The organism is Sporomusa aerivorans (genome assembly GCF_041428895.1).
Classification (GTDB): Bacteria; Bacillota; Negativicutes; order Sporomusales; family Sporomusaceae; genus Sporomusa; species Sporomusa aerivorans.
Map to the genome: position 1 here is coordinate 1,532,259 of NZ_CP156926.1, position 17,351 is coordinate 1,549,609.

Annotated in this window: 13 protein-coding genes; 8 read left to right on the forward strand and 5 right to left on the reverse strand. The window is 47.4% G+C overall.

The window, feature by feature from the left end:
* Positions 1-237: 237 nt before the first annotated feature.
* Genes SATMO3_RS06900 through SATMO3_RS06925 form a run of 6 tightly spaced genes read left to right on the forward strand, consistent with a single transcriptional unit; the run spans position 238 to position 6,580 of the window.
* On the forward strand, positions 238-612 hold the full coding sequence (locus SATMO3_RS06900) for a GntR family transcriptional regulator (RefSeq protein WP_371379358.1): 375 nt from the start codon (positions 238-240) through the stop codon (positions 610-612).
* A gap of 21 nt (positions 613-633) precedes the next feature.
* On the forward strand, positions 634-1,566 hold the full coding sequence (locus tag SATMO3_RS06905) for a slipin family protein (RefSeq protein WP_371379361.1): 933 nt from the start codon (positions 634-636) through the stop codon (positions 1,564-1,566).
* A 16-nt stretch (positions 1,567-1,582) separates the two neighbouring features.
* Positions 1,583-3,883 carry a thiosulfate reductase PhsA gene (phsA, locus tag SATMO3_RS06910; protein ID WP_371379363.1) on the forward strand — a complete coding sequence of 767 codons (2,301 nt, stop codon included), beginning with the start codon at positions 1,583-1,585 and terminating at the stop codon, positions 3,881-3,883.
* An 11-nt stretch (positions 3,884-3,894) separates the two neighbouring features.
* Positions 3,895-4,464 carry a 4Fe-4S dicluster domain-containing protein gene (locus tag SATMO3_RS06915; RefSeq protein WP_371379366.1) on the forward strand — a complete coding sequence of 190 codons (570 nt, stop codon included), beginning with the start codon at positions 3,895-3,897 and terminating at the stop codon, positions 4,462-4,464.
* Entirely contained in the window at positions 4,464-5,486 is a 1,023-nt protein-coding gene (gene nrfD, locus SATMO3_RS06920; protein ID WP_371379369.1) for an NrfD/PsrC family molybdoenzyme membrane anchor subunit, read from the forward strand. Before SATMO3_RS06915 ends, nrfD begins: the two co-directional genes overlap by 1 nt.
* A gap of 44 nt (positions 5,487-5,530) precedes the next feature.
* Complete coding sequence (locus SATMO3_RS06925) at positions 5,531-6,580, forward strand: 4Fe-4S dicluster domain-containing protein (protein ID WP_371379372.1); 1,050 nt, start codon at positions 5,531-5,533, stop codon at positions 6,578-6,580.
* Positions 6,581-6,717: 137 nt separating this feature from the next.
* Here the strand turns inward: SATMO3_RS06925 and SATMO3_RS06930 are convergent, their stop codons facing one another.
* The 3 genes from SATMO3_RS06930 to SATMO3_RS06940 are packed head-to-tail and all read right to left on the reverse strand — an operon-like array spanning position 6,718 to position 10,383.
* On the reverse strand, positions 6,718-7,455 hold the full coding sequence (locus SATMO3_RS06930; protein ID WP_371379375.1) for an aspartate/glutamate racemase family protein: 738 nt from the start codon (positions 7,453-7,455) through the stop codon (positions 6,718-6,720).
* The gene (locus tag SATMO3_RS06935) at positions 7,455-8,174 is read right to left on the reverse strand and encodes an N-acetyltransferase family protein (RefSeq protein ID WP_371379378.1); all 720 of its coding nucleotides are present in this window, start codon (positions 8,172-8,174) and stop codon (positions 7,455-7,457) included. The genes SATMO3_RS06930 and SATMO3_RS06935 overlap by 1 nt, the downstream gene beginning before the upstream one ends.
* A 28-nt stretch (positions 8,175-8,202) precedes the next feature.
* Entirely contained in the window at positions 8,203-10,383 is a 2,181-nt protein-coding gene (locus tag SATMO3_RS06940; RefSeq protein ID WP_371379381.1) for an ATP-binding protein, read from the reverse strand.
* A 204-nt stretch (positions 10,384-10,587) separates the two neighbouring features.
* On the opposite strand from SATMO3_RS06940, the gene SATMO3_RS06945 reads away from it, so the two are divergent.
* Entirely contained in the window at positions 10,588-11,364 is a 777-nt protein-coding gene (locus tag SATMO3_RS06945) for an epoxyqueuosine reductase (protein WP_371379383.1), read from the forward strand.
* 210 nt (positions 11,365-11,574) lie between these two features.
* Here SATMO3_RS06945 and SATMO3_RS06950 read toward each other — a convergent pair whose 3' ends face one another.
* Complete coding sequence (locus tag SATMO3_RS06950; RefSeq protein ID WP_371379386.1) at positions 11,575-12,828, reverse strand: nitrate/nitrite transporter; 1,254 nt, start codon at positions 12,826-12,828, stop codon at positions 11,575-11,577.
* A gap of 364 nt (positions 12,829-13,192) precedes the next feature.
* On the reverse strand, positions 13,193-15,559 hold the full coding sequence (locus SATMO3_RS06955) for a formate C-acetyltransferase/glycerol dehydratase family glycyl radical enzyme (protein ID WP_371379389.1): 2,367 nt from the start codon (positions 15,557-15,559) through the stop codon (positions 13,193-13,195).
* Positions 15,560-15,775: 216 nt separating this feature from the next.
* Here SATMO3_RS06955 and SATMO3_RS06960 point away from each other — a divergent pair, with 216 nt between their 5' ends.
* Positions 15,776-16,663, forward strand: a complete 888-nt coding sequence (locus tag SATMO3_RS06960; protein ID WP_371379391.1) for a LysR family transcriptional regulator — start codon at positions 15,776-15,778, stop codon at positions 16,661-16,663.
* The last annotated feature ends 688 nt before the right edge of the window (positions 16,664-17,351 follow it).

The window sequence follows — 17,351 nt, forward strand, 5'->3', positions numbered from 1 at the left end:
GCGGCATAGTATTTGGTTCAAACTTACTCGCAGCTTGTGGAAGCAAAATTTTAAATTTTTTAAAAATATTTCCATGTATTGCAGGAATTATTCCCTTATATCGCCAATATTGTATTAATGAATTAATACAATATTACATTGTCTGTTGCAGGCTCGCACACAATGGGACGCCAAAGAACAGACACCCTGTGCCCGTACGCTGTTCTTGTTCATTCTTTTTAAGAAGGGAGGTTTAACATGTTGCTGGCAATTGATCCTAAGAGCGGCGTGCCTTTGTATGTTCAAATCAAGGAAGAACTAAAATCACTGATTGTCAAAGGGGTGTATCCGCCGGGCGCGCAGCTGCCGACGGTCAGGCAGCTGGCGGTGGAACTGCGCATTAACAGCAATACGGTGGCGCGGGCTTATACAGAGATGGAGCGGGACGGCATTATTTCCACCCAGCAGGGGAGAGGCACCTTTGTATGCGGTTTGCCGGACACTTTGGAAGCAGATGCGAAAGAACAGCAGCTTAACGCCTTGCTGGAGCGGTTATTAGGCGATGCTTATTCATTAGGCTTTCAGGCCCAGGATGTTTTTGAGCGGCTAAAACAGAAGCTCCGGTCAGAATAAAAGCTATTAAGGAGGGATTACATGAAAAAAGATGCGGAACGGTTACAGATGTCCACTTCCGGCAAAAAACAGCGTCAGCCTATGCGCAGCGCTTTGCCGTTCGCTATTTTCCTTATGATCTTTGTAGCGGCAATCCTTGGCGGCGCAGCGGGCGATAATTACCTGATTGTCATCGCCGGCTTTGTCGTGGCGCTGCTTGTTTCACAGTCGATAAAAGTTGCCCAGCAATGGGAAAAAGCCGTGGTGCTCAGGCTGGGAAAATTTCATTGCCTGGCAGGGCCGGGAATCTTTTTTACCATACCTGTTATTGATACCACTCCTTTTTGGATTGACCAGCGGATTATCGCCACCCCCTTCAATGCGGAACAAACCCTGACAAAGGATAATGTACCGGTTGATGTGGACGCAGTTCTGTTCTGGATGGTTTGGGATGCGGAGAAGGCTGCCCTGGAGGTCGAAAATTACCGGGAGGCTGTTTCCTGGGCGGCGCAAACCGCCCTGCGGGATATTATCGGCCGGACTATGCTTTCTGAGATGCTGGCCGGCAGAGAACATATCGACAACGAATTGCAGGAGATCATTGACAAGAGAACTGCGCCCTGGGGGGTTACCGTTCAGTCGGTGGAAATCAGAGATGTTATTATTCCGGAAGGACTGCAGAATGCCATGTCCCGCGAGGCGCAGGCCGACAGGGAAAGAAAGGCGCGTATTATCCTGGGGTCTGTTGAACAGGAAATTGCCAACAGTTTTCTGGAAGCCGCCAAAATTTACGGGGATAATGCCATTGCGCTGCAACTGCGGTCCATGAATGTCATGTATGAAAGTCTGAAGGAGCGGGGCGGCCTGGTGGTTGTTCCCAGCCAGATCGCCGATGCCGCTGCCCTGGGTTCCTGTTTGGGTTTGCAATTGCAAACAAAGCAAAAATCAAAAACGGATGAGAGACAAGAAGAATAAGGGAGGAAGGGTGTAGATGAACAAAAGATTCTCACGCCGCACTTTTTTAAAGTTGTCGGGCGCTACTGCCGCCGCCATCAGCGTTTCCGGCTCAATCGGCAAAATGGTCGCCGAAGTGTCCGCCGAGGCCAAGGGAGGTACGCGTGAACTGGTACGCAGTTACTGCGAGATGTGCACTTCCCGCTGTCCGCTGGAAGTCCGCACGGAAAATGGCAGGATTAGTTTTATTGCCGGCAACCCCGAGTGGGGAGCAACAGGCGGGACGGTATGCGCCCGGGGCGGAGCGGCTTTTTCGCAGCTCTATGACAAAGAGCGCGTTCAAAAACCGCTGATCCGCACCGGTGAGCGCGGCCAGGGAAAATGGCGGGAAGCCACCTGGGATGAGGCACTTTCGTACATAGCGGAGAAAATGCTGGCAATTAAGGACAAATATGGGGCTGAAAGCGTGGCGTTCGCTGCCCGCGGCGGTCCGCACAAAGCTTATATGGATAATCTGGCCAAAGCGTATGGTTCGCCCAATGTCTTTACCCATGAATCGACCTGTCCGATTGCCCGGACGGTAGCCCAGGAGGCAACCTTTGGCACAAGCGCCGTGGCGATTGATTACGGCAATGCCAAATATCTGTTGTCATTAGGCAGAAGCTATTTTGAAGGTATTAACGTTGCTCACGTCCGGGCCATCACGTCGGCCATGGCCAAGGGCTGCAAGCTGGTTTCGGTGGATCCCCGGTTTTCGGTGACGGCCGCCAAGGCCGACGAATGGTTTGCCATTAAACCAGGCAGCGATCTTGCGCTGGTACTGGCCATTATTCATGTATTAATCCGTGATAACCTGTATGATAAGGAGTTTGTCGACAAATATACCGAGGGGTTTGAGGCCGTCAGAGCTTCGGTGGCCAACGCCACTCCGGCCTGGGCGGCCGGCGAAACCGGGATTGCCGACAGGGATATCGAGCGCATTGCCCGGGAAATGGCGGCTGCCAAACCCCGCGCAGTCATTGACTGGGGCTGGCGCACTACGTTTACGCCGGAAGAATTTGAACTGAGACGGGCGAGTCTAATTGCCACCTTATTGCTCGGGAGCTTTGAGGTGCCCGGGGGAATCTATCTTACGAAATCGGCGGCGCTCATCAATGGCCTTGTTGGCCGGAATGTAGTGCCAGGGCTGGCGGCACCGAAAATTCCGGCATATCCCAAGCCGGCGAGACCCAGGGTGGACGGAGCGCAGGTTAAGGGGCATCCTCACTTTATGGTTCCTGCCAGCGATGGTGTAGTGCAGGCCGTTCCCGAGGCCATTCTGACAGAACAGCCATACCCGATTAAAGGCTGGTTTGTACTCCGCAATAATCCGGTAATCAGCCAGTCCAATACCAACAGGGTGATTGAAGCCCTGAAAAAGTTGGATTTGTTAGTCGTCTGTGATCTGTATCTGTCCGACACCGCCTGGTACGCCGATGTGGTTTTGCCGGAAAGCAGCTTCCTGGAACGGGATGAAGGCTTTAACAATGCGACTGGCAGTGCGCCGGCCTATACTCTCAGGCAGCAGGTTATTAAACCGGTTTATGATACAAAACCTCACTGGCAGATTTTTAAAGAGTTAGGCGAGAAACTGGGCCTGGCAAGTTATTTTCCGTGGCGGGACATGGAGGATATGCGGGCCATACAACTGGGCGGACGCCAAGAATTAATCAAAACCGCCAAAGAGAAGGGCTTTATCAATTTCGGTATAAAGCCGCTCTTCTTACGGGATAAAAATTCGGTAGCCCAGTTTGTCGAGAAGTTTCCTGACGCGCTCAGCCGGGTGAATGAACAGGGAACCATTGACGGGCCGTTACTTAACTTAAAAACGCACAGTAAAAAAATCGAATTGTTGTCGCATGAGACTGAGGAATTGTTTGGCAGGGGCGTACCGGTGTACCGGCCAGTCAAATTAAAAGAGGAAAATCAGCTGTATTTTACGCAGGGTAAGGTCGCTGTTCACACCAATGCGCACACGCATGATGTGCCCTGGCTCAACGCGTTAATGCCGGCCAACCGGGTCTGGATTAACCCTGACACGGCGGCGAAACTGGGGCTGAAGACAGGTGACAGCGTAGAAATAGAAAACGAGTATGGCAAACAGCCTGCTGCTGTTTTACTCAGCAAAGGCATTCGTCCGGATACTGTCTTTACGTATTTTGGCTTTGGCAGACTGTCGCCAGGTTTAAAACGGGCTTATAAACAGGGAACGAATTCCAATATCATGCTGCCTACGGTAATGGGCCCGGTTTGCGGTATCGCTCTTCATACCGCAGGCGTTGCGATACGAAAGGTGTAGGGGGATAGGTTATGGCGGAAAAACGATATGGCATGCTCTTTGACAGCAACCGGTGCATTGGCTGTCAATCCTGCTCGGTGGCCTGCCGGGCTGAAAATAAAGTGCCGGAAGAGGTCTACCGGCTGCAGGTCCGTATTGACGGGCCGAAGGGGGAATATCCCAATCTTGTTATGGATTTTGCGAGGCATTCCTGTGTTATGTGCGACAATGCCCCCTGTGTGCCGGTATGTCCGACCGGGGCATCCTACACCAATCAGGAAGGCATTAACCTGGTGGATGCACAAAAGTGTGTCGGCTGCAAATATTGTATTAATGCCTGCCCGTACCAGGCCAGGTTTGCCAACCCGGTAACAGGTGCCGCCGACAAATGTACGTTTTGTTACGAAAGCCGTATCAAAAAGGGCGAAAAACCGGCCTGTGTATCCATCTGTCCGGCAAATGCGCTTGTTTTCGGCGATTTGAATGATCCCAGGAGCGAGCTTTGTCTGGCTATGAAACGGTATACGGCAAAGCCTAAAGAGCATTTGGGAACGATGCCTAAGCTTAGCGTCATTCCCAATAAACGGGGAGGTGGGCAATAATGGAGCAAATCTGGGGAAGCATGGTCCAGTACACTGCTATACAATGGGAATGGCCGGTCGCGGTATATCTGTTTCTGGCGGGATTAAGCGCAGGCGCTTTAATCGCGGCGTTATTGGTGAAGTGGCGGGACGGAAACAACGAATATGACGGTCTGGTGAAAGCCGGTGTCTTACTTGCGCCGGTCGCAATTGGCATTGGTCAGGCCCTGCTGATTGTGGATTTAAGCAAACCTCTTTCTTTTTGGCTGCTGATGTTCCACTACCAGCTTAATTCCGTAATGTCCATCGGGGTTATTCTGCTGATGGTGTATTCGGGGCTGGCGACGCTGCTGGCAGTCATTGTATTCAAAGGGTTCCTGGCTGAATCCGAATGGACCGAATGGTGTTTTTCACCGCTGTTGCCGGTGGTGGAATGGTTTGAAAACCGGGGAACCTGGCTGGAGTGGATTATGTGCCTGTTTGCCATCGCCATAGCCGCTTACACCGGCTTTTTGCTGTCGGCGCTGGGGGCCAAGCCGCTGCTGAATGTGCCCTTATTGCCGCTGTTGTTCCTTGTTTCCGGCATATCGGCGGGAATTGCCGCAACCATCGCCGGCGGGGTAATTGCCTTTAAAGGATCGGTAAGGGATGAAAATCTTAACTATCTCTTATCTCTAGATACCAAACTGCTGCCGGTGGAACTGTTTGTCCTGTTTATCATGTTCAGCGGCCTCATCAACATGGGCGGGCAGTATGCCGTGGTTGCCAAGCAAGCTTTAACCGTCGGCCTCTGGGCCAAGGTATTCTGGCTTGGCGTGATTGGTGCAGGCTTGATTTTACCGATCATTGTTGCGTTGACTTCTCTTCACGGCCAGCAACAGACGGTAAGTCATTCTGTAAGTATTGCCGCCGGTCAGGCTGCGTACCAGGAAGTTCGCCAGGCGGTGCCTGTGGGGACGCTGCTCATTAATTCCACCATGGTATTGCTTGGCGGGGTCTTGCTGCGATTTTATATTCTGTATGCCGGCCAGATTTTCAGTTAGTTTCTGCAGAGGGGATAAATTCCGCGGAGGTGTGAGGCGAGACTATGTTACTGACGGAAAGTATTGTACCCGTTGAACCGGTGCATATCAAAGAGCAGCATTGCTTAAATAACCGGATTCGCGGCAGCCGTTGCCAAAAGTGTGAAACGGTATGCTCCCGGCAGAGTATCAAGGCAGGCACCTCAGGGGGGGAAGCTACGATTCGAGTGGATGATACCTGTTCCGGCTGCGGCTTATGCGTTGCCGCCTGCCCGACTGGCGCCATCGCCGCTGCGCGCAGGCTGCCGGAAAAATTCAAGCTTAAAGATCATGCAGTGGAACTTGCCTGCTGCAAACAGCAACTGGAGGGGGCTGTTGGCTGTCTGGGAATGCTGGATGCATACTCGCTAAGCTATGTTGGCCTGCAGTTCAGTCAGGTGAAGATCCTTTTAGACAGTCAGCGCTGCGAACCGTGTAATCCCGGCGTGCCGGCGGCAGTACGGCAAGCGGTTTTGTCAGCAAACGACTTCTTACGCAAATTTGGCAGACCGGCTCTAACCGTCATTTGCCAGCGCGGCAAAGCCGAAGCCATAATTGGGCGCCGGGATTTGTTCGCGTTTTGTTTCTCACGCGCCAGGGAAACGTTATTGGCTGCGTTGCCGCTAACTTTAGCGGGTGAGCAAACGCCGCGGGAAAGGCTTGTCGGGCTAATTGCCCGGCACAGTGAGGCTGCCGACGTAATGTCACTGGCTGCAGCCCCATTGTTTTGGGGGGCAAAAACGCTGAAAAACTGCAATTTCTGCGGAATTTGCACCAGAGCCTGCAAACAGGCGGCGCTGACCCTGGCGGTCGACAAAGAAAAACGGCAGATTGCACTTTGGCACAAACAAAGTGCGTGCATTGGCTGTAAGGCCTGTCAGATGCTCTGTCCCCATGGATGTCTTGAGCTCAAAACCGAGTTTAGCAGAATGCACTTAGTTGGCAGCCGCCGGCCGGCTGTAATTAATAGCGGTAACTGCTGCGGTACCTGCGGCGAATTTTTGCCGGAGCGGGAACAAACCTGCTGCAATTTGTGCGGCAGAGAAAAAACTCCGTTTCTGCAGGCCATTTATTAAGTAAGAGCAAGAGAAGCGCCTTGGCCATATGTAAACAGGCCCTCAGCCAATCGCCCAAATGTTTAAGCGATGGCTGAGGGCCTTACCTTATATTAGCCGGTATAAAGCAGCGCATTAGCGCTTTAATTTTGCTGCTATTAAGCAAGGGCGCAATGCTTTGTAACAGCGGTTTGGGCGAATGAACAATCGTCAGCCAGAATATATCGCACCGAAGTTTCCGCTAATATGTCCAGCGTATCAATCAACGGATAACCGGTATCACCTTGTGAAATCAGGACAGGCAATTCGGTGCAGGCCAGCAAGGTGTATTCCGCTCCTTTTTTATGCAGGCTATCAATAACTTTAATCAAAGACAGCTTATCGGTAGTATTGTTTTTGCCTACTATAGTTCTGCCGATTATCGCCGATATCCGTTTTTGCTGGGAGCCGTCTGGCAGAATAACCTCGATATTGTTTGCGGAAAACTGATCTTGGTACAGGCTTGCTGCTATTGTAGTAGTCGTTGCCATCAAACCTATCCGTGTGATGTTATGCCTGACAAGATGATTACAGGCTTCTTCTATAATACTAAGGATGGGCACTATGGCAGCACTGCGCAGTGAGTTAATATGGATGTGGGCGGTATTGCAGGGAATAACACAGAAATCGACCTTATCCTGGATGGTTGCTAACCCGTTCATAGCCAGTTCTTTCAGGATGTGCTCCTCCGGTCCTGCTAAGCTGCCGACGATTTGAAATGGTTCAGGCACACTGTATATTACTACCGGCGGGTATCCCTTTACATTTTTTCTGTTCTGAAACAGCCGGATTAATTTTAAATAAAATAAGGCAGTTGCTTCCGGCCCCATTCCTCCGATGACGCCGCAGGTTTTCATCAGGTAACCTCACTTTCCGGCGTAATAACGCTTCGCGGTGTATCGCAGCCAAACAGGATATCAAACCCGCCGGAATTTTTGACGGCGTCATAACCGTAGAAACCCAAGGCAAGCAGCCGGTTTTGCGCGTTGATATCTGCCGACGGAACGCATAGAGTGGTTTGCGGAATTTTGCGGTTGTGCATGTCCAGGTGCAAAATATAGCGCAGCAGGCTGTGATATTTTAGTTGCAGCTGTTTAATAATAAATCCCTGTGTCATAGTGACTTTAATGGAAGGATAATTGTTAGGGGCTATGGTAAGCAGAAAGTGCCTGTAACCCAGCTCTTTGAGTCGATGGAGATGGGCTTTGTGAATTAATGTCAGGAGGCCTTTGTTCCTATAAGCCGGATGGACCGCAGCCGGCCCTAACTGCGCAACCTGCAGTAATGCTTCCTGGCATAGGCCGATATCCTGTCCAAGATTAGTTTCGCTCAAACCGGGAAATGACGCAAAATGAAAGCCGAGCAGCTGCGTTCTGTAAAATATCCCCATGGCACTGTTGGGATGCTTTAAATGATCATGGAAGAACTCAGCCGGCTCCAAATAGTAGGAGGTTGGATCTGTCAGCGTTTGCGAGACATGCGCCTGAAGGCCCAGAATCTGAGCAATATCATTGCTGCTTAGAAATCTAAGTATATATTCAGGGTTATGGATACATGCACCGTTTACACCGTACATAGCGGCTTGCGTCACCACCTTTGAGAAATTAGCCAGCTATTGCCTGCACAGGAAAGTGTATAGCAAACTCTGTGCCTTCCGGTCCTGTCTGTACACTGATTTTTGCGTTATGCCTGGCGGCAATGCTGTAACATACCGCCAATCCCAGTCCTGTCCCGGACTCCCTGGTTGTTAGAAAAGGCATGCCTATGTTCTCAAGTATCCGTGGCTCAATTCCCTTGCCTTGATCTTTGATTACTAAGACAACCGAATTTTGCTCGTAAAATGTTTTAATTGTTACAACGCCATTTGCTGTCATGGCATCCAATGCATTTCTAACTAAGTTTAAAATCAATTGCCGAATTTCTTTGTCGTCGATAAGCACACTGGGGATTTCTTTTAACTCCAGCTTCAAAAACGTATTACATAGATTTGCATTGGCCTGAATCAGTGGGGCAAGCGCCTCTATAATTGCATTTAAATTGCAGGATTTTAGATTAACCGTCTTGTTTTTAGCCAAAGATAAAAATTCTGTAATAATTGCATTTGTACGGTCCAATTCTTCTATCATAAGTTTATAAAAAGACGCATACCGGGAATTGGATTCTTTCTTTTCAATCATTTGTAAAAATCCCCGGACCGTTGTCATGGGATTGCGGATTTCGTGAGCAAGACTGGCGGCCATCTCGCCGATAACGTTTAGCCGGTCCATTCGGGCCAGTTGTTTCTCTATCTGTTTTTGCTGAGTAACATCCCGGATAACCGCTAATACGGTTTTGGGGTACTGCTGTTCATAGAACTCGGGGATCAGATGCGCCTGGAAGTTTTTGGTCTGGTTTGAGCTAGTTGTAAACTCAAAATCCAATATTTTTTTTCCGCACTCAACCCTTTTAGTATCAAATATTTCATTGACTGTTGTTAAAAAACATTCCGGCATCTGAATACACTTGATTGTTTGTCCGATTAAGTTTTTGGCAGGTTCTGAGAAATACGCCTCAGATATCGCGTTAAGATAAGTAATCGTACGGTTTTCATCCACACGCAAAATAATATCCTGGGCATTTTCAACCAGTGTCTGCAGTTCTTTTTCACGTTCAAACAGGATTATATTTTGCGTGTGGATTTCGTTGAAATTCATTTTTAGTTGTTCTGTCATCTCATTAAAGGTGGTGGCCAGCATACCAAATTCATCATTATTGTTAATAACGACTTTGGCCTCCAAATTATTGCCGGCTATTGCCGCGGCTCCCGCCGACAAAGCCTTTATAGGGCGAATCACGTGAATTTGCGCAATAAGAAAAATGGAGCCTAAGATGGCAAGTATGGTAACGCAATAAGCAAGGACAATGGGGATCAAAACTTTGTTTACGTTGTTTTGCAGTTCTGCTTCATCGATAATAGATATTGCCCGCCAGCCTGATGTTGCAGAAGTGTAACAAAAGGCCAGTTGATTTTTACCGGCAATTACAACCTGATTCAGTTCGCCCTCTATTAAATAATTTAACTCAGGAATGCCTATTTCCTGGGGAGTTTTCATTAACCAGTCCGTATGTTTACGGGAAGTAATTATTTTATTATTCTGGTTGATTAAGATAACATAGCCGCTCAGATTAAGCTTGAATTCTTCTACTTCTTTTTGCAGTTCATTTATATTCCAGCCCGTCACTAAGACCCCGGCTATTTTGCCATTGGCTTCAATTGTATGCGCTATGGCAATGACCATTTCACCAGTTGTCTGCATGACGTAAGGATCATTCAAATACGCCTGGCCGGGATATTTTAAAGCGCCCTGATACCATGGACGTGTTCTGGGATCGTAGCCTTGTTCTGTAAAAAAGCTCGGATACTCAAGGTAGCCGCCCTGCTCTGTTCCTAACCCAATGCCAATTATGTTGGGAAAAAGTTTTTTATAATTGGCGAAATGGCTGTAATAATTCGGATTGATCTCCGCTGGCTTGGCAATTTGCTGCTCTTTGAGAACGGTGGCTAATTCCATGGATTTATGGTCCATAGCCAGTAATGATATAATCTTATTAGCCGGTTTGATGGAGCCGTCATTAATTATGCTGTGAATCCTGCTTAACGCTTCATAAGAATGCAGCCGGAAACTTTGTTTTTCCTGTTCCGTGATTATTTTTTGGATATACCACGCACCCACGGAAAATGGTATGATACTGGCAAGCAGGACAGCCAGTATAAATTTGTTTTTGACTGAAGATTTTTTAAGCATAAATTGCCACAACTCCCAACTAAAGAAGTTTTCCAAACATCTCAGAAATTTTTGCTTAATGATTCTACAAGAAATATAAATTAATTGGATTTATATTCATATTTCGCCAAAAGTTTCTAATTGCCTGCAGGGGGGAGAGAACTCAAATAAATTGGAGATTGGGGCAGATTAGTCTACTTTATAAATTTGGGAGGAAGTGACTTCATGCGACAGTTGATAACGACATTAATTAAGGAATTTACAGGTGAGTATTCCCGGCGAAACGGCAGTAAAAGCCAATGGCAAGAACCGCTGGTCGGCTTTGTCAATGCGGCGGACGAGCGATTTACCGGCCTGAGGGAAAGTGTCAGCGCCACTCACGCCTTACCCTGTGACCTGCTACCGGATGCACGTACTGTTGTAGTGTACTTTATACCGTTTGCCGATTCCATAGTGAGGAGTAACATTCCAGGCGCCGCGTGCTCTTACGAGTGGGCGGCAGCCTATATTGAGACCAATAAACTCATTTTTGATCTTAATACTTATCTCAGTGAGCAGTTAGGGCAAAAGGGATATGCCAGCAGCATCATTCCGGCAACGCATAATTTCGACGAAACAAGACTGGTGAGTGACTGGTCTCACAGGCATGTGGCCTATTTGGCAGGACTGGGAAGCTTTGGCCTGAATAATATGCTTATTACTGAAAAAGGCTGTTGCGGACGTGTAGGCAGTCTTGTGACTAATGTGGCTATCGAGCCGACTCAGGGGTCAGGCCAAGAAAACTGCCTCTATAAACATGGGGGCTTATGTCAAAAATGTGTCAGCAGGTGTCCGGAACAGGCGCTTACCTTAGAAGGGTTTGACCGCCATAAATGCTATTTGGCGAAGTGCCTCGAAAATGCCAAGCTGTATAGTGAGCTGGGATTAGCGGACGCTTGCGGTAAATGCCTGGTTAATGTTCCCTGCTCAAGTCGCAATCCTGCCCAAAGACCTCTAAGATGAATGATTCCTAAAATCATATAAGTAGCAAAAACGCCCGGTATTGCCGGGCGTTTAGCCATTTTTGCATAAAGTGAACATCACATGCTAGGCATGATGTGGATCCCCAAAGCTTATATATCAGAGAGCTGTTGCAAGAAAATATGGTTGTTGATTAATTAAGTCTAAAATTCGGATCCTGTTAGGGCTGACTGGTCCGGCTCTTAGAGTCGTCTATGCTGACACTGGCTTTTTAGTGGTTAATCTTCGTAAAGCAATTGCGGCGATTAACCCCACAGAACCGACCAAACCAACAATGATAATTGGAAGCTGATAATTACCTGTAGCGTGCAAGGCTAAAGAGCCAACAATTACACCGCCGGCGCCAACCAGCATGCCGGCCCCAACCCACGTGCCAATTACTTTGCTTACCACAGATGGCGGGAAGTATTTACATGCAAAGGCAAGACTTTGTGGTTGCGTAAATGCAGTTCCTGTTCCGGCTAACGCCAAGGATACAAGTAACACTAATCGATTGTTATAGACAAGAGAAAATAGTACGGAAGTGCAAAAAATAGTATTTAAAGTATGACCTAGGATCATTATGGACCGGTTTCCGAATTTATCGCCTAAAATTCCACCAAGCAGTGAACTGACGATACCGGAGAACATAACTACCATCATTAGTTTCCCGGCTATTACCGGTCCAAAACCAACTCCGATTGGCGGAAGTACGGCAAAGTATCCAGGCGTAAGGTCGTTAAACGCCTGCAGACACCAATTTCCCATACTATATACTATAGCACCGACCCAGAATGCAGGTGTCCGCAAGATTTGACGGGGATAATAATCGGGTTGTAAGTCATTAGTCTCAGCAGCCATCATTATGGCTGGCGGCTTAGTTTCCAGGTAAAAATGTACTGCCAGTAATATAAGCAGGGCTGTAATGAAAATGACTGACATCCAGGCGATACCGACTTGCCAGGTACCGCACTTTTCAAATAGCACGGGGGCGATTCCAACGCCGCACATAATGCCTAGTGAAACGCCTACTGACTGAAAGCCGCTGGCTAGTCCTCTTTGATTGGCAGGAAACCAAATTGTTACAACAGAAATAAATCCGACAAAAATTGGCGCAGTAGCCAATCCTTCAATAATTCGAATTGCAGCGACTATTTCAAGGTTATGTGCAATCCAGGGTAGCGAAGCATTAACCACGCTTAGTACGAAAAGACTTCCGGCAAATGTGGGGAAAAGGCCGAAGCGCTTGAGAACCATGGGTGACACAAAGGATCCGCCAGCAGTCGCCAATGCATGCAAGCCCATAAAACTAAATGATGCTGTGCCTAAATCAAGCCCTAGGTCGTTGGCAATTACCCCCATAAGCGGTCCGAAAGGAATCATGATCATTGCTGCACACATGGTTGTGATTGATATTGCGGCTAGTACTACCCAGCGGAATCGGGAGTAGGGCACAGATTTTTCCATAATATTAAAATCTCCTATCTATATTGTTACTTTTCATTTGATTATTTTGGCTATTACATATCCGTTTCTCTTCACATCCTTTCCCAGTAGGTATAAAATGCAGATCTTTGCAAATTTTCAATTTAATATTAATATAATGTTGCTTTTTTGAGAAATTCTATATAATTCATTTATTATGTAAAAATTGCATAATACTTTTGCGGTTTGAGTGAGTACATCAGTATATAATTTATGAATCTAAGGGTGTTTGGAAAAAGCTGAGCCCATGCACAAAACAAGAAGTGCATGGGCTCCTATGAGGCGTAAGTTACTTAGAGAATATGTATAAAATAATTTACTCAGCAAAGCTTTCAGTTAGTTGGTCTTAGACTTCTTCAAACTCCATTCTGGCAATAATGTCATTTTGCAGTTCGGGACTTAATTCGACGTAGTAAGCACTGTACGTTGCCACTCTCACCAGCAGATCTTTATACTGTTCCGGATTTTTCTGCGCTGCTCTCAGGGTAGTGTTACTGATAAAGTTGAATTGAACAAGGTTACCCCCTGTTTCGCAAAAAGTCCTGAGTAAAGCAACGAATTTTTTTATTTTAACATCATCTTTAACCGCGTCAGCACTAAAACGCATGTTAAGAATCGAGCCATTAGTCAACTTTACCTGATCCAGTTTGGCCACTGAACGCAAAGTGGCTGTCGGTCCTGAGATATTTCTGCCCTGGTGCGGCGAAATTCCACCCTCGGCAAGCGGTTCCCGCGCCTTCCTTCCGTCAGGCAGCGCGCCAACAGCATAACCCATAGGAATGTTTCCAGTCATGGTTAGGCACGCGGTAGTGCTTTTGATTCCGGCAAATGTCCGGTGCCGTGATACAGTATCGCACGCATATGCCAAAGCCTGGCGAGTTAGTAAATCTACATAGTCCTCATCATTGCCAAACTTGGGCGCACTTTGCAAGATATACCGGATATTTTCGCAGCCTTCGAAATTATTGTCCAAGGCATCGATCAATTGATTCATGGTAATTGCCTTGTCGTCAAACACGGCTTTCTTGACGGCGGCTAAGGAGTCGCCAACATTGGGTGCGCCGATAAAAGCTGTCGTGTGAGTGGCGTAAGGCGCGGTTCCGCCACAGTTAATATCCAGCCCTTTTTCAATACAGCCAGGGAATAGAGCGGATTGAAAGGGGTAAGGTGTTTGAGCGTAGAGTTTTAAATCAACATTTTTATAAACGAAACTGACCTGTACTAATGCTGCCACTTGCTGTTTATAAGCATTCCATACATCTGCGAAGGAAGTGAAGGTGCGCGGGTCCCCGGTCTGAGGCCCGAGCGGCTCCCCTGTAAGGCGGGATACGCCGTTATTTAACGCCAGTTCAACCATCAGCGGCAGATTGAAAGATACGCCGCCGATATCATGAGATACAGCCGGTACTGTTGGGTTGTGGCAGCCTGTTGAGATATAATTACGGGCATGGTCAATGGGAATGCCGTTCGTAAGCATGGACTGAATGGTGGTTTCATCGCTGACAAATTTTAGCTTTCCCCGTAAATGCTTGGCCGTTTCACAGGCTTTAATCACAAAACAATCCGGGGTAAGCCGGTTAACTCTGACTACAAGATCTTCTGCATTTAAGCCGACTTCTTTTTCGGCATCTAGCAACAGATAGGACATTTCATTAACCGCATCTTTTCCATCCAGAGTAATTCCCCCGACGGTTATTCCCTGCATAACCGGGTAACCGCCCATAAAGGTGGCTACAGTGCCGCTGGCAACATTAATAACGCCATTCATCTTTATTAACAGCAGTGACAGTAATTCATGGGCCTGCTCTTTCGTAATTTTTCCGGCTGTCAGATCTTGCTTGTAGAAGGGATTAAGATACTGGTCAAGCCGCCCGAAACTCATACCTGCACCCCAGCCTTCAATCATCAGCACCATAAATACCAGCCAGATGGATTGCAGCGCCTCATGGAAATTCCGCGCCGGTTTCGCCGGAACCTGCCTGCACATAGCTGCAATGCTTACCAGCTCGGCTTGTCTTTCCGGGTCACTCTCGGCTTGCGCCAAGCTGCTGGCCAGCGCGGCATAGCGCCGGGCGAAGTCCCGCACTGCCGCAAAGGTTATTTTTACAGCTTTATAAAAATGATATTTATCAATATCTGTTAGCTCCGCCAGGTTTATATGCGTCACGCTTTCATCGACTTTGATTTCGATCCCGTCAAGCCCCTGGGTCAGTATGCTTTCATAGTCGACGGCAACATGCGCAAAATGGTGGCCGTTTTCACTGAAGCCGATTGAGGTCTGAACGACGTGATCATATTTGTGGAATTCCTCAGGTACCATATTCATTACCTGATCCTGCAGGGATTTTCCCTGCCAGTAAGGCAGACATTCCAGTAACTGAGTGCGTTCCTGCTCGGTCAACGGTTGGTATTTATCCCAGGCGCGGGTTGAAAAGGTATCCATCTCCTCCAGAATCCATTGCCATTGGATTTCCGGCATGAGAGCGCCGCCGCGAATTTTGCTTGTCGGCCAACCGGCAAGCAGTTCACACTCATCAATACGGATTGACATTTTCTCGAGGATTTTCTTTAATGCCTTGGCTCTGCGAATTACATTGGGTTGTCCCTCAGTCTCCTTGTAGGATTCAGTCATAAAATAAGCTCGTTCAACACATATCTGGGGTGTTGTCACCATTTTTTCCCGTAATTTCTTGATTTTCTCCGTTGTTTTCATTGGCTTTCACTCCTTGCTATTCTGATTGAGATTTGCCGGTTATCAGGCATATGGCCAGTAATGGGTCCGGGTAATTAATCATTGTTAATTAATACTAATTTCACTATACTTAATTATAGGAAAGACACCAGCTGTTGAGAAATTGATTGTACGTATTACCGTAATAGAGACTTTCTATTTAACTACTATCGCGAGGGCCTTCAAGGAGGTGCAATTATGGATATTAGGCAGTTTCGCTACTTCATTACGGTGGCGGAAACCCAGAATTTTACGGCTGCGGCAAAAATTCTTTTTATTACCCAGCCGACCCTTAGCCAGCAGATTGCTGAACTGGAGCGAAAAATAGGCGTTAAGCTATTGATTAGAGATCGCCATTCCGTGCAACTAACCCCTGCCGGAGCGGCTTTGCTAACAGAGGCGAAAGGCATTGTTGCAAAAGTAGATGAGGCGGTAAGGGTTGTCTGCCAGATCAATGCCGGAGTCGTTGGCACTATTACGATCGGTTTTTTAGGTGCTGCCGAACGACGTTTCTTGCCGCAATTGATGGCTGAATTCCGGAAAAGGTATCCCGAAATTGACATTGATTTGCAGTACTTCAGCTCGTTTACTGAGCTGGATAAGGCTATTGTACAAGGAACAGTCGACATTGCCATTACCTTAAAAACGGTTGCAGAACGACTTCCCGCGCTAAATTGGCAATTGCTCTTTACTGTTCCGCTGTCTGTAATTGCACCAGCCAGCCACCCCTTTGCGGGTGCAGCGTCCTGCCAACTCTCGTTATTAGCAGAGGACTCCTTCTTATATGTTGAGCAGGACCGTGGACTTGGGCATACCCTGGAGCTGTGCGCGAGACGGGGAATTCATCCGAAAGTTCGGTTGGTTCCGCATATCCAGTCCCTTTTACTGTCAATTGAAGCCGGCAATGGATTTTCTATTTTACCGCACCCTGTCCCCGAAACGTACGCCAGCCCGTTGCTTTACTATACTAACCTCGGTGGCGACGATTCCTTTTTACATGTAATCGCCGCCTGGCAAACAGGCAATACTAACCCGGTTATTCCTCTCCTGCTAGGTGAATTTGAAGCATTAATGCCTATACAGTAGTTTCAGTATAGAACACGATAATAGACCAAACCTCAACCGGTGATACCGGTTGAGGTTTGGTCTATTATCGTGATTTTTCAAGACAGGAAGGTGATGAAATAAGGAGGGCAAATGGCATTATGTTTTTTGCGTATAAGTGCCGTTATAATTAGTATTTCCAATTTTCCGGCGAAAATGCTAATGTAATGTCTAAGATTTAGGATCGTAGTTTGTTATGTGAGGTGTTGGCCGGAAAGTTGATACAATTGTTGAATACTAATGATTTTATTGCAAACTGGACTTTTTCTTAAGAAGACAAACCTGGTAGCATGTGAACTGGTTTATTATGTCAAGAAATACATAGAGTCAAATGAGGTCTTGATACAATACACCAGAGTACATACGGACAGTTATGAAACATATTAGGAGGCTGCTGGAGTTGTTCAATGGCAAAATAAAGTACTTACTGTGGTGTGAAGGTTTGTACTACCCTGTTGCATTGATTTTACCTAAGAAATTTGAATCGCAAAAAGAAACTATAAATTTTGACATCTTTAGACTGCTTACAGATCAGGCAGTTATAAATGGCGGTTAGTGTTACAGGTGAAAGTATTATGGAAGCCAACAGGATGCTGAAGGTGCTCGGGCGGTCCGCCAGTGGGGTTTGCCGGAGTTGGTGTTATTGCTGCACAAAAAATATTATATTTTC